This window comes from Sphingomonas sp. FW306-1B-B10E (assembly GCF_058782005.1).
Genome location: NZ_JBYSXG010000080.1, coordinates 1 through 13,398, shown reverse-complemented (window position 1 = coordinate 13,398; position 13,398 = coordinate 1). Strand labels below are relative to the sequence as shown.

Below are 13,398 nucleotides of genomic sequence, written 5' to 3'. Positions count from 1 at the left end.
CAGCCCCTCCCCCGACCCCTCCCGCAAGCGGAAGGGGAGATATTTGTTGGTAACCGGTGTCACCCGACGTGGCAATGTAGTTGCGCCGCGCACCGTTTCGACCCACATAGCGCTTGGCGCAGGCGGCGCCGCGGAACGCGCATGACCAAGGCCCTAAAGATCCATTCGAGCGACGATGTCGCGACTTTGCTAGACGCCGCTGCTGTCGGCGAGACCGTCGATGTCGGCGAAGTCGCGCTCGTTGCGCGCGCCGACATCCCCAAGGGCCACAAGATCGCGCTGCGCGCCATTGCCGCGGGCGAGGATGTGGTGAAGTTCGGCTTTCCGATCGGCCGCGCCACCGCGCCGATCGAGCCCGGCGACCACGTCCACAGCCACAACCTCGAGACCGGCCTCTCCGGCACGCTCGACTATCGCTATGATCCGCACGGCGACCCGCGCGGCGCGGCGCCGGGCGAACGCACCTTCCTCGGCTATGTCCGCGAAGATGGCCGCGTGGGTACGCGCAACGAAATCTGGATCCTCCCCACCGTCGGGTGCGTCGGCCGAACCGCCGAGCGCATCGCCGCCGAGGCCGGCCGCCGTCATGCGCACCAGGTCGACGGCGTCCACGCCTTCGCGCATCCCTATGGTTGCTCGCAGCTTGGCGACGATCTCGGCGCCACCCGCCGGATGCTCGCTGCGCTCGCCGCACATCCCAATGCCGGCGGCGTGCTGCTGATCGGGCTGGGCTGTGAATCGAACCAGCTTGCCCGGCTGCTCGAGGACGTGCCCGACAGCTATCGCAGCCGGATCCGCGCCGTCGTCGCGCAGAACTCGACCGACGAGGTCGAGGACGGCCTCGCCGCCGTCGCCGACCTCGCTGCCGAGGCTGCCAGGACCCAGCGCACCCCGGTCGGGCTCGACCGGCTCGTGCTGGGGGTCAAATGCGGCGGATCGGACGGCTTTTCGGGGCTCACCGCCAATCCGCTGGTCGGGCGGATGAGCGATGTCATCACCGCCGCCGGCGGTAGCGCGATCGTCACCGAGATTCCCGAGATCTTCGGCGCCGAGCAGATGCTGATGGATCGCGCCGAGAACCGCGAAGTGTTCGAAGGCGTCGTCGGAGTAGTCAACGACTTCAAGACCTATTTCCTCAGCCATGGCGAGCCGGTGTCGGAGAACCCGTCCCCCGGCAACGTCGCCGGCGGCATCACCACGCTCGAGGAAAAGTCATTGGGCGCCGTCCAGAAGGCCGGCCACGCCACACTGACCGACGTCAAGCGCTATGGCGAACGTATCGAACGCACCGGTCTGACGCTGCTGGAGGCCCCGGGCAACGACGCCGTTTCCTCGACCGCGCTGGCCGCGGCGGGCGCGACGGTAATCCTGTTCACTACCGGGCGCGGTACGCCGCTCGGCTTTCCGGTGCCGACGGTCAAGATCGCGTCGAACAGCGAACTCGCCGCGCGCAAACCGAACTGGATCGATTTCGACGCGGGGCAGGTGCTGACCGACGGGTTCGAGGCGGCCGAGGAAGCGCTGATCGACCGCATCGTCGCGATCGCCTCGGGTGCAGAGACGTGCGCCGAGCGCAACGGCGAACGCGAGATCGCCTTCTGGAAGCGCGGGGTAACGCTTTAACGCACACGTCATGCCGGACGAAGTGCCGGGACTACGCCCGCAATGAGTGACAGGCGATATGCATTCCTGTAGGGACTAGTGGGTCTGCAGCCGACGCGGTGATGGACCATGCTGATTGAGGCGATCATGATCGCGATGTTGGCGCAGGCGAGTGCGGATCGATCCGCTGTTCCGGTGGGAACGGTCCGCGACGAGGTTTGCAAGCTGCGTCGCTCTGCAGTTGCGGCTGGCGGGCCGGGGCTGATCGCCTTGCCCGAACAGAAGCGGGCGAACGCGACTGGCGTGGTGTTGCTGGTTAACTGCACCAATCGTACGGTGGTGGACCTCCGCGATCCGAGCACTTCGCAGCGACATCTCAATAAATTCGTCTATGCCCGCGGTGTCACCGCCCGCCTGCCTGGTGATCCCAATCGATACGAGGTCCTGAACTTCAACGCCGAAGTGTATAACACGCCCTTAGAGCATACGGTCCACCTGAAGCCCCAGGACTGGGCGGGGCAATGCGACTATAAAGGGCTTCAACTCACAACCGCTGACCCGGCCAATCCGGCTGATCGCCAGACAATCACCTTCGATCTGAATATTTGTACTAACTTGGTCTTGGCGCTAGTGAAGCCGCCGGAGCAAAACCTGGGGCGAGGTCCCTCAGTCGAAGCCAGACCGGTGGGTTAACTAAAGGTGTCGGGTCGCGTCTGATCGCATTTGCACCGGACCGAACGGCAGTTTCACCTCCGATTTCGACGCACAAAACCGCGCGACCCAAAGAACCGTAGACGCTTGCTCGCACGAGCGTTCGGCGGCCTCGTCCATCGCCGCTCCCGAGGATGAGGCACAACCCCAACTTTGCACAGTCCCCCGTTGCCACTGACACCGGTTTCCTCTACGCCGTTCCCAATAGAGTGTGTGAGAGGAAGGGGTCTGGTGGGATCCGTACAGATTGCCGATGAAGCGCGCCGGATCGCCGAGACGTTCGTCGAGGCGCGCCGCGAGAGCCGTGGGCTACCCCATTTCCCCGGCGACATTCCCGCTGCGCTTGGCGACGCCTATGCCGTGCAGGATCATGCGATCGCCTTTGACGGCCGCGCGATCGGCGGCTGGAAGGTAGGCCGGATCAACCCGCCGCAGGGCGGTGTCGATCGGCTCGCCGGTCCGATCTTTGCCGATACGATCGTCGACGCCCGGCCGGGGCTCGAAATGCCGATCTTCGGCCAAGGCTTTGGCGCCGCCGAGGCCGAGTTCCTGCTTCGTCTCCGCGCTGCGCCGCCCGCAGGCAAGACCAGTTTCACCGAGGAAGAGGCCGCCGACTTGGTCGACGCGGTCCATGTCGGGATCGAGATCGCCAGCTCGCCCTTTGTCGGGATCAACGAACACGGCCCGACCGTGACCATCTCCGACTTCGGCAACAATAACGGCCTCGTGATCGGCCCCGAGATCAAGGACTGGCGCAACGCAGACATCAAGGCGTGGCCGGTCGCGCTCGACATCAATGGCGAGCCGATCGGTTCGGCGACCGCCGCGACGATGCTCGACGGCCCGGTCGGCGCGGTGCGCTTCCTGCTCGAGCTGATGGCCGCGCGGGGCATCGCGCTCCATGCGGGGCAGTGGGTGTCGAGCGGCGCGGTCACCGGGGTCCATCCGGTCAAGCCGGGCGACCGGGTCGAATGCCGCTTCGGCAATGGTTTGAACGTGGAATGCAAGATCACCGCCTCGTAAGAAGGCGGAATATTAGGTGGAGGCCGCATGGTTGAGGCAGGTGCAGGGGCAGGGATCGCCGCTGCGCACCCCCGGGTTCGCATGAAACGCGCGGCGCTGTTGCTTGCTGCCGCGGTTGCGCTGCCACCCGCGGCGTCGGCGCAGGAACTGCTGTTCCGCGCGAGCGGCGATGCCGGCTTCGCGGCCGAAGTCGCCAAGGGCGATGCCCAGCCCAATTTCCAGAGCGGCATGACGATCGTGCCCGACGGGGCGAAAGGCGGCGCGATGCGCTGGCCCGATGACGGTTATCTCGCCTGGTCGGCGCCCGGCAACATGCTCGCCCAGCGGGGCACGCTGTCGTTCTTCTGGCGCGCGCGCGAGCCGGTCGGCGAGGCGCCCTTCGTGATCTTCCGCACCGGCTTTGCCGATCATTCGAGCTGGGACATGGCGTTCCTACGGATCGACTGGAACGGCCACGGCTTTGACGCCTTCGTCACCGATGCGAACCTGTCGCGGATTCGCGTGTCCTGGCGGATCGACCAGCTTCCCGCGGCCGACGCGTGGCATCACATCGCTTTTGGCTGGGACGAGATCGAGGGCGTCCGGCTGTTCGTCGACGCCAAGCTGGTGGCGCGCAAGCAGACCCGCGCCGATCTCGACGCGGGGCTCGACCAGTTCGGCATGGCCGCGCGCGTACTGTCGCCGCACCAGGTCCAGAGCCGCTACAACTTCACTCGCGGCAGCGATTTCGACGAAGTCCGCGTTTACGATCAGCTTCTCGACGCGGCCGCGGTTGCCCGGCTTGCCGCCGGTGCCGAGCTGGACGCCAAAGCGCCCCCGAAATTCGATCGCCAGGCATGGCTCCACCGCTTCGGCTGGGATCGCGGCGCGCCGCCTTTGCTCACCGCGCCGTCCACCGGCATCCGCAAGATCGAGTTCGCCGACGCCAAGGACCTCAAGGAATGGATGTGGAAGGGCGTCGACGGGATCGCCGAGACGACCTGGCCCGGCGTCTACAACCATTCGCGGCTCCCGGGCCGCAGCGACTATTTCGACCTGCCCGACTGGAATGTGTATGTAGAGGGCGGCAAGGCCTATACCCTGCGCGTGCCCGCAGGCGAGGCGTTCAACCGCGTCGAGATCCGCGGTGCGGCCTATGGCGACCTTGCCTGGAGCGCCGACGGCCAGCGTTTCGCTTCGGTTGCCAAGCGTCCGCAGGGCGTCGTCCGCAGCGTCGATGCGCTCGGCCCCCGCACTGGTGGGTCCCTGCGCTTCACCAACATCGCGCAGGAACAGCCGATCCAGGAGATCTGGGCGTATAACGTCACCGACGCCGCCGAGCCCAAGGGCACCTATAAGCTCGGCTACACCGTCGATGCTTCGGCCGCAGCCGATCTCGCGACGCTCAAGGACCTCAACGACTTCATTGCCGGCCGCTACCCGATCGAGGAGCGCAGCACGGTGGTCGCGCTGCCGGCCGGCGCGCGCAGCGCCGCGCCCGCCGCGGGCAGCGCCGCCGCGACCGGCACCGCGACGCGCACCGGCGATGAGGCGCCGATCGTCCACATCCTCATCCCCTCGGGCTTCGGCGCCGCCGACCCCGGCAAGCCGATCGCGCGCGCATGGAACTATGGCTGGGAGAACAGCCATGACGGGCTCGACGGCATCGCGCTCGACATTCCTGCGCTCAAGGCCACTCCCGACGCGACCGGCCGCATCGCGCTCAACATCCGCGTCAAGGATCCGATCTGGCCCGGCCGCGACATGATCGACGTCTCGGTCTCGGTGAAACCCGGCGAGGCGCGCACGCTGTGGCTCGACCTGCGTGACCGCATCCTCACCAACGACAATCTTTACCTAACGATCGCCTCCGCCGCGCCCGACTTCGGCGCGAAATCGCTCGACGGGATGAACGTCCGGCTGGTCTTCAAGGAGCGCGAGGCAGCCAAGATCGAGCACGTCGCCGACCGCTTCAACCAGGTGAAGGATAATTGGGGTTTCCTCGTCGAGGAACACACCACCTCGCAGCGCGAGGGCCTGTATCGGCGGCTGGCCGCGGACATTGGCGACCTGCTCCGCGTCGACCCGGACCATCTCGAAGGCCGCCGCTATTGGGCAGACATCGGCTACGGCCCCGAGAAGCTGCCGGGCGTCGCGATCGCCCCGGCGCCCGCGGGCGTCCCCGAATGGGCGTGGCTCCAGCTCCAGGACCTCGGCCGCGTCCGCGAATTCGTCAATTGGTGGATCGACAACCGCCAAGTGCCGTTCGGCGATTTCGGCGGCGGGCTGTCGGACGATTCGGATCTCGTCCAGCAATGGCCGGGCCTCGCGCTGATGGGCGTCGAGCCCGACAAGATCAACGCCTCGCTCCGCGCGCTGGACGAGGCGATCTACAAGCACGGTATGATGGAGAATGGGCTCGCTGCGCTCACCACCGACGAGCTCCATGCCTATGAGGAGGGGATGAACGCCGATGCCGCGCGGCTCTACCTAAATTGGGGCGAGCCGCGCGCGGTCGAGCGGATGCTGGCGACGGTCAAGGGTCTCCAGAGCGTCATCCTGCCCAACGCAGCCGGACACATGCACTTCGCCAGCAACTGGTACGGCGCGCGCAAGATGTATCGCGAAGGGCCGTGGGAGTGGCAGAAGCCCTATAGCTGGGTGGTCACGCACACCCCGATCCTGATGGGCGTATACAATGCCAACCCCGCGGCGACGCGGCTGGTGACCGGGCTCGTCGACGGACTGCTCGCGCACGGCAAGCAGGACGCCGCCGGCAAGTGGAGCTTCCCCAACGAGATCAACTGGCGCACCGATGCCGAGCGCAAGGGCGATGGCGGCGGCGCGAGCATACCGCTGCAATCGGCCTGGGCGGCGTGGCGCTTTACCGGCAACGACAAATATCTCGCGCCGGTCACTGCGCGCATTGCGGCCTCGCCGGGACTGGTCGCCGAATTCAACGAGAATGCCTTGGCCGTCTTGCCCGAGGGCAAGAAATGGACGGCGGCGCTCAAGGGCCGCGGCGATCTCGGCCGCTACATCCAATGGCAGGAGACCGGCGACACCAAGTCGCTCGCCGACCTCCACCGCGAGGCGATCGGCCAGAAAGTCAATCGCATGTACATGATGACCGAGGGCCATTGGTGGTCGGATCGCGTGTCGATGCCGCAGGAGCTGCTCCAGCGCGAGCGGCTCGGCGGCATCGCGCTGGGGCGCAATCAGAGCTATCCGGGGAATACGGTCAGCTGGCGTTTCGCCGAGCGGGGCGCGGCCGAGCAGGTCGCGATCCTCGTCGCCGGTGCGACACGCGAGCACTTCCGCGTCATTGCCTATAATATGAGCGATCGCCCGCAACGCGCCGAAATGAGCAGCTGGAACGTCGCCGCCGGCCGCTGGACCATGCGCGCAGGAACTCGCGCCGACGGCGCCGATCTCGGCGCGGCCAGCACCCTCGCGCTCGAACGCAGCGCCGCGAGCGACCTGACCTTCGCCCCCCGCACGACGACGGTGTTCGACTTCACGCTCGAATCTCCGGTCGAGGACCCCGCGATTCGTCCCGATCTGGGCATCGGCATCGATGATGTGGTCTTGAAGGGACGCGGGGTAACGGTAACAGTGCACAGCCTGGGCTCGGCGGCAGCGCCGGGCGGCACGCTTTTCCTGGAGGATTCCTCGGGTCGCACCGTGGGCTCCACGAAGATCGCGGCGCTCGCCGCACCGACGGACCTGACGCCCAAGACGGTGCAGGTGCGCCTGACGGTGCCGGCGGGCGTCGCGGTCGACACGCTGCGGCTGCGCCTGGCGCTTGCCGATGACCGTCGCGAAGTCACGATGCGCAACAACATCGTGCCGCTCGCGGGCATGGCGCACCGGTGATCGCGCTCGGCCGCCGTGGCATGCTGGCGGGGTTGGCCGCGTTGGCGATCATCCGGCCGGCGCGCGCCCAGACCGACGCCAACGCCCAACTGCGCGAGGCGCTCGACAGCCTCAATGCGATCGCCGGCTATGATGCGCGCCTTGCAAGGCTGGCGCCCTTCGAACCCGCCGCGCTGACGGCCTCGGCAAGCCTCGATTTGCGAACGGTTCGCAATGCTCTTGCGATAGATTCGCAACTGGAGCGCCTGATCCCGGACGGAAAGGCCGACGGACCGTACCGCTTTCCGGCCGCCGCGCAGCCCGGCTTATGGCGCCGCGCCAACGGCGCTGCCGCCTATGCGCTGCTGCTCGAACGCCATGTCGGCGCCCCGATCGATCCCGAAGCCGCCCACCGTCGTTTCGAGCGCGTCGCCGCCGCGCTTGGCGCTCGGGCCGACCGGCTGATGCGCGCCGCCGGCTTCGTCCGCGGCACCGTCGGTGATCGTTTCCAGGCGATATTCGCCGATCCGCGCTGGCTCTACGCAGACGACGATGCCGGTCGCGACGCCGCGGTCGCTGACATGAATCGCTGGCTCGATCGGGCGCGGCGCGGAGCATCGGTCCTCGTCGGTCCAGTGCCGCGCGCCAGCCTCGACGTCAGCGTCCGCCGGATGAGTCGCGCCGAGGAAGCTGCGGGGAAGGGCGGCTATCGCCAGCTTCCCGCCGCCGGTCAGTCCGGCGCCTATTTCGTCGATCTCAAGCAGATTCGCCGCCGCCCGCGCTGGAGCCTGCATAGCGTCGTTCATCACGAATTGCTGCCCGGACACATGGTCCAGCTGCCGATCGAGGCCGAGGCGGGCGCGCATCCGCTGCGCATCGCCTATCTGCCCGCCTTTGCCGAAGGCTGGGCGATCCACGCCGAGCAAATGATGGCCGATCACGGCGCGTATCGCGGTGCGCCGCTCGAGGAACTCGGCCATATCCACTGGCTGCTCTTCCGCGCGGTTCGCGGGCTGATCGATACCGGCATCCATCACCGCCGCTGGAGCCTCGCCGAGGCGCGCGCGCAGCTTGACAGTCTCCAAGGCGAACCCGTCTATTTCGCGTCATTCGCGCAGGATCTCGACCGCGTCGTTACCGAGCCCGCGCTCCGCGCCGCCGAAGCGTTGATCTGGCTCGAACTTTCGCATCGCGCACGCACTGCCGCAGCCAACCGGATGATCCTCGCCAACGGCCGCAAGCCACTGCGTCTGATCCCGCATGTTGGCACCGGGACGTAAAATGCGAAACTGTGCCCTCGCTAGCTTCCCTCGCATGGGGGTTCCAGCTAATCAGACAAGCAAGCCGCAGGCGGGGCTCAAGCGGCAGACAATCGTGGGAGAGGCTGAATGAGCGATACGAGGGAGGCGACGATACGGGCCGCCGCCGAGCGGGTCGGGCGCTATCGCTGGGTCATCGTCGGCCTGCTGTTTGCCGCTACGGCAATCAACTATATCGACCGCCAGATGATCGGGCTGCTCAAGCCGATCATGATGGAAGACCCCTCGCTCCACATGGACGAGCGGACCTATGCCGACATCGTCGTCTGGTTCCAGATCGCCTATGCGATCGGCTATCTCGGCTTCGGCAAGGTCGTTGACGCGATCGGTGCCCGGCTTGGTTATGCCGCCGCGGTCGTGATCTGGACGATCGCGCACGTCGCGCATGGCGGCGCCTATAGCGTCACCCAATTCGCCGCCGCGCGCTTCGGCCTCGGTATCGGCGAATCGGGCAACTTCCCGGCGGGCATCAAGGCGGTGACCAGCTGGTTCCCGCAAAAGGAGCGCGCCTTCGCCGTCGGCGTGTTCAACGCGGGCTCGAATGTCGGCGCGATCGCTGCGCCTTTGCTTTGCTTCCTGATGGTCCCCGCGGTGGGCTGGCGGATGACCTTCATCCTCACCGGCGTATTCGGCCTGCTCTGGCTGGTCGCCTGGCTGGCAATGTATCGCGACGATCCCGCGCGGCACGCCCGCGTCGGCGCCGCCGAGGCCGCGCATATCACTCAGGATCCCGCCGACCCGGACGTCAAGACTCCCGGTCTGTGGCTGCGCCTGCTCGCCCAGCGCGAGACCTGGGCCTTCGCGCTCGGCAAGTTCTTCATCGATCCGATCTGGTGGTTCTATCTGTTCTGGCTGCCCGGCTATCTCGGCACGCAATACGGGCTCGACCTCAAGACCTGGTCGACCCCCACTGCGGCGATTGCACTTGGCGGCATCTATCTGATCTCCGACGTCGGCAGCGTCGCCGGCGGCTGGCTCTCCGGCCGGCTGATGAAGTCGGGGATGAGCGTCAACAAGGCACGCAAGCTCACCATGCTGATCTGCGCTTTCTGCGTGCTGCCAGTGGTGTTCGCCACCTCGGTGCCCAATCTCTGGGCGAGCGTGCTGATCATCGGCATCGCCGCCGCCGCACACCAGGGCTTCTCCGCCAATCTCTATACGATCCCGTCGGACACCTTCCCGCGCTTCGCGGTGGGCGCGGTGATCGGCATCGGCGGGACTTTGGGCGCGATCGGCGGTGCGCTCTTCTCCAAATATTCGGGCGACATCCTCGATCGCGTCGGTAGCTATGCACCGATGTTCATCGCGGCGGGTGCGGCCTATTTCCTCGCCGTCCTGTCGGTCCACTTGCTGACGCCGCGGTTGGCGCGGGTCGAGAGCTTCCAGCGCGCGACTCCCTGGGCGGTGATCGTCGCAGTGGCCTCTGGTCTGCTCGGCGTGGTGTTCTTCCTCGCCTCGGGCAAGCATGTCGAAGGCTGCGTGCCGGTGTGGATGGGCGCCGCCTCGCCCTGCTTCGAAACCGGTACCTATTGGACGATCCTCGGCGTGTTCGCGGCGATTGCGATCCTTGCGATTGTCGCCAACACACTGGTCCGCGAGAAGTCGCCGCAAGCGTAGAGAGAGCCATGACCAAGCCCCTGAAACTCGATCCCGATCGCCTCTTTCCCGCCGACGAGCGCACGCGGAGCATCGCGCGTGCGCTCTACCAGGAAGTCGCCGGGTTGCCGATTATCAGCCCGCACGGCCACACTGATCCGACCTGGTTCTCGACCAACGCCAATTGGTCGAACGCAACCGAGTTGCTGCTCTCGCCCGACCATTATCTCTACCGCATGCTTTACTCGCAGGGCATCGCGCTCGACGATCTCTGCGTGCCGAACAAGGCGGGCATGCCCGGCACTGATCCGCGCAAGGCGTGGCGGACTTTCGCCGAGAACGTGCATCTGTTCCGCGGCACGCCGTCGTCGATGTGGCTCGGCCATGTCTTTGCCGAGGTGTTCGGCTTCGACGTCGCGCTCGATGCCTCGACCGCGGACCTCTATTACGACCGTATCAACGAGAAGCTCGCCAGTGACTCGTTCAAGCCGCGCGCCTTGTTCGATCGCTTCGGGATCGAGTTCCTCGCAACCACCGAGGGGCCGCAGGACGATCTCTCGCCGCACCACGCGATCCGGGAATCGGGCTGGCCGGGCAGGGTGGTCACCACCTACCGCCCCGACGCAGTCATCGACGTCGAGCACGAGCAGTTCGCCGGCGCAATGAGGATCTTCGCCGACAAGACCAACGAGGATGTCTGGTCGTGGGACGGCTATCTCGCCGCGCACCGCAAGCGCCGCGCCGACTTCCGCGCCGCCGGCGCCACTGCGACGGACCACGGCCATTCGACCGCGCTGACCGCGAACCTGTCTCATGACGAGGCCGAGCGGCTGTTCCGCACGATCCTGTCGGACAGCTGGACCCCGCAAGATGCCGAGTTGTTCCGCGCGCAGATGCTCACCGAGATGGCGGCGATGTCGGACGAGGACGGCATGGTCATGCAGATCCACCCCGGCAGCTTCCGCAACCATAATGGCGGCCTGTTTGCCAGCCATGGCCGCGACAAGGGCGCCGACATTCCGACGCGCACCGACTATGTCCACGCGTTGAAGCCTTTACTCGATCGCTTCGGCACGTCGACCTCGCTGTCGATCATCCTCTTCACGCTCGACGAGACCGTATATGCGCGCGAGCTCGCGCCGCTCGCCGGCCATTATCCGTGCCTCAAGCTCGGGCCGAGCTGGTGGTTCCACGACAGCCCGGAGGGCATGCGCCGCTTCCGCGAGCGGGTCACCGAGACTGCCGGCTTCTACAACACCGTCGGCTTCAACGACGACACCCGCGCATTCCTGTCGATTCCTGCTCGCCACGACGTCGCGCGCCGGATCGATTGCGGCTTTCTCGGGCAATTGGTCGCCGAAGGCCGCCTGCTCGATTGGGAGGCGCACGAACTCGCCCACGAGCTGACCAACGGCCTCGTCCGCAAGGCCTATAAGCTCGACCAACCAGCGCCGGCGCCCGTCGCCGCCGCAGCCTGATTCACCGACGGAGAGTATGATGTTCGACCGTACCTATTACGCCACGCACCCCGACATGATGGAGTGCGTCTCGAACGAGGAGCTTCGCGACCGCTATCTGATCGACGGCCTGTTCCGCGACGGCGAGTGCGTGCTCAACTACACCCATGCCGATCGCTTCGTGATCGGCGGCGTCGCGGTGGCGTCGGGCAGCGTCAAGCTTCCCGACCAGACCGAGCCGGCATCGGCCGCGGGGCACCCGTTCCTCGAGCGCCGCGAGCTGGCGGTGGTCAACGTCTCGTCGGTAGAGGGCACCGTGACCGTCGACGGCGAGACCTTCACGCTCGGCAACAAGGACTGCCTCTACGTGACGATGGGCGCGAAGGACGTCCAGTTCTCCGGCGACGGCGCACGCTTCTATCTGGCTTCCTGCCCCGCGCATAAGGGCTTCCAGACCCGCAAGCTGTCGATCGCCGACGCCAACAAGCTCGATCGCGGCAGCCTCGAGGAATCGAACGAGCGCTCGATCTACCAGCTCGTCATCCCGGGCGTGTGCGACAGTGCGCAGCTGGTGATGGGCCTCACCGTGCTCAAGCCGGGCTCGGTGTGGAACACGATGCCCCCGCACATTCACGAGCGTCGCAGCGAGATCTATTTCTACTTCGAACTCGACGGCCCCAACGACCGCGTCTTCCATTACATGGGCGAAGGCGAGGCGATGCGGCACATCGTCATGGGCAACGAGGAAGCGGTGATTTCGCCGCCCTGGTCGATCCACATGGGCTCGGGGACCAAGGCCTATGCCTTCATCTGGGCGATGGCCGGCGAGAACCAGGACTATACCGACATGAACGTGCTCGACATCTGCCAGCTGGCGTGAGCTTCTAGTTCCCCTCCCGCTTGCGGGAGGGGTTAGGGGAGGGCGTGGCCGCAAGCGACGCCCTTCCGAGTTTCAGGCCCACCCCCCACCCCTCCCGCAAGCGGGAGGGGGGCGTAGGTGGCGGGCGATGGGAGCAAAAATGACCAATCCCTTCGATCTGACCGGCAAGACCGCCATCGTCACCGGCGCCAATACCGGCATCGGCCAGGGCATCGCGCTCGCGCTCGCCGCGGCCGGTGCAAACATCGCCGCGGTCGGCCGCTCGGCCGCGACCGAGACCGTCGAAAAGGCGCGTGCGCTCGGCGTGCAGGCGGAGATCATCTCCGCCGATCTTTCCACCATCGAGCCTGTGGGCAGGATTGTGGACGAAACTGTGGATAAGCTCGGCGGGCTCCACATTCTGGTCAACAATGCCGGCATCATCCGGCGCAATGACAGCCTCGATTTCTCCGAGGAGGATTGGGATGCGGTGATCGACACCAACCTCAAGTCCACCTTCTTCCTGTGCCAGGCCGCGGGCCGCCACATGGTCGCGCAGGGGCGCGGCAAGATCATCAACATCGCCTCGATGCTGAGCTTCCAAGGCGGCATCCGCGTGCCGAGCTACACGGCCAGCAAGTCGGGCGTCGCCGGGCTCACCAAGCTGCTCGCCTGTGAGTGGGCGGGCAAGGGCATTAACGTCAACGCGATCGCCCCCGGCTACATCGCGACCAACAACACCGAAGCGCTGCAGGCCGATGAAACCCGCAACCGCCAGATCGTCGAGCGCATCCCGGCGGGCCGCTGGGGCGACCCCGGCGATCTCGGTGGCGCGGCGGTGTTCCTCGCGTCGTCGGCGTCGGACTATGTCCAGGGTCATGTCCTCGCCGTCGACGGCGGGTGGCTCGCGCGATGACCTATGGGCGGAGCAAGCCTCATGCGTTCCCCTCCCGCTTGCGGGAGGGGCTAGGGGAGGGGAAGACGCCTCGCCGGACGC

Annotated in this window: 8 protein-coding genes and 1 pseudogene; all 9 read left to right on the top strand. The window is 66.6% G+C overall.

Going from position 1 to position 13,398, the window contains the following annotated elements; translation table 11 throughout:
• Window positions 1–141 precede the first annotated feature (141 nt).
• The 9 genes and pseudogenes from AC3WJI_RS20435 (at window position 142) to kduD (ending at window position 13,317) form a co-directional block, all read left to right on the top strand.
• A complete protein-coding gene (locus AC3WJI_RS20435; RefSeq protein ID WP_492759142.1) occupies window positions 142–1,623 on the top strand; it encodes a UxaA family hydrolase in 1,482 nt (493 codons plus the stop codon).
• A gap of 108 nt (window positions 1,624–1,731) precedes the next feature.
• Window positions 1,732–2,295, top strand: a complete 564-nt coding sequence (locus AC3WJI_RS20430; RefSeq protein ID WP_492759141.1) for a hypothetical protein — start codon at window positions 1,732–1,734, stop codon at window positions 2,293–2,295.
• A gap of 249 nt (window positions 2,296–2,544) precedes the next feature.
• Window positions 2,545–3,336, top strand: a complete 792-nt coding sequence (locus AC3WJI_RS20425) for a 2-keto-4-pentenoate hydratase (protein ID WP_492759140.1) — start codon at window positions 2,545–2,547, stop codon at window positions 3,334–3,336.
• 81 nt (window positions 3,337–3,417) lie between these two features.
• Complete coding sequence (locus tag AC3WJI_RS20420; RefSeq protein WP_492759139.1) at window positions 3,418–7,191, top strand: LamG-like jellyroll fold domain-containing protein; 3,774 nt, start codon at window positions 3,418–3,420, stop codon at window positions 7,189–7,191.
• Window positions 7,188–8,450, top strand: coding sequence for a DUF885 family protein (locus AC3WJI_RS20415; RefSeq protein WP_492759138.1), 1,263 nt, complete (start codon window positions 7,188–7,190; stop codon window positions 8,448–8,450). Before AC3WJI_RS20420 ends, AC3WJI_RS20415 begins: the two co-directional genes overlap by 4 nt.
• 108 nt (window positions 8,451–8,558) lie before the next feature.
• Window positions 8,559–9,866 (top strand): annotated as a pseudogene (locus tag AC3WJI_RS20410) (MFS transporter); the annotation flags it as partial.
• A 248-nt stretch (window positions 9,867–10,114) separates the two neighbouring features.
• Window positions 10,115–11,563 carry a glucuronate isomerase gene (gene uxaC / locus AC3WJI_RS20405; protein WP_492759137.1) on the top strand — a complete coding sequence of 483 codons (1,449 nt, stop codon included), beginning with the start codon at window positions 10,115–10,117 and terminating at the stop codon, window positions 11,561–11,563.
• 19 nt (window positions 11,564–11,582) lie between these two features.
• On the top strand, window positions 11,583–12,422 hold the full coding sequence (gene kduI / locus AC3WJI_RS20400) for a 5-dehydro-4-deoxy-D-glucuronate isomerase (protein WP_492759136.1): 840 nt from the start codon (window positions 11,583–11,585) through the stop codon (window positions 12,420–12,422).
• Between the two features lie 139 nt (window positions 12,423–12,561).
• Window positions 12,562–13,317: a 2-dehydro-3-deoxy-D-gluconate 5-dehydrogenase KduD gene (gene kduD / locus AC3WJI_RS20395; RefSeq protein ID WP_492759135.1), complete on the top strand. Its 756-nt coding sequence runs from the start codon at window positions 12,562–12,564 to the stop codon at window positions 13,315–13,317.
• Window positions 13,318–13,398 lie beyond the last annotated feature (81 nt).

Bases quoted from the DNA above. Each gene is read 5' to 3' on its own strand.
- kduI (WP_492759136.1), top strand. From the start codon at position 11,583: ATGTTCGACCGTACCTATTACGCCACGCACCCCGACATGATGGAGTGC.
- kduD (WP_492759135.1), top strand. From the start codon at position 12,562: ATGACCAATCCCTTCGATCTGACCGGCAAGACCGCCATCGTCACCGGC.
- AC3WJI_RS20430 (WP_492759141.1), top strand. From the start codon at position 1,732: ATGCTGATTGAGGCGATCATGATCGCGATGTTGGCGCAGGCGAGTGCG.
- uxaC (WP_492759137.1), top strand. From the start codon at position 10,115: ATGACCAAGCCCCTGAAACTCGATCCCGATCGCCTCTTTCCCGCCGAC.
- AC3WJI_RS20420 (WP_492759139.1), top strand. From the start codon at position 3,418: ATGAAACGCGCGGCGCTGTTGCTTGCTGCCGCGGTTGCGCTGCCACCC.
- AC3WJI_RS20435 (WP_492759142.1), top strand. From the start codon at position 142: ATGACCAAGGCCCTAAAGATCCATTCGAGCGACGATGTCGCGACTTTG.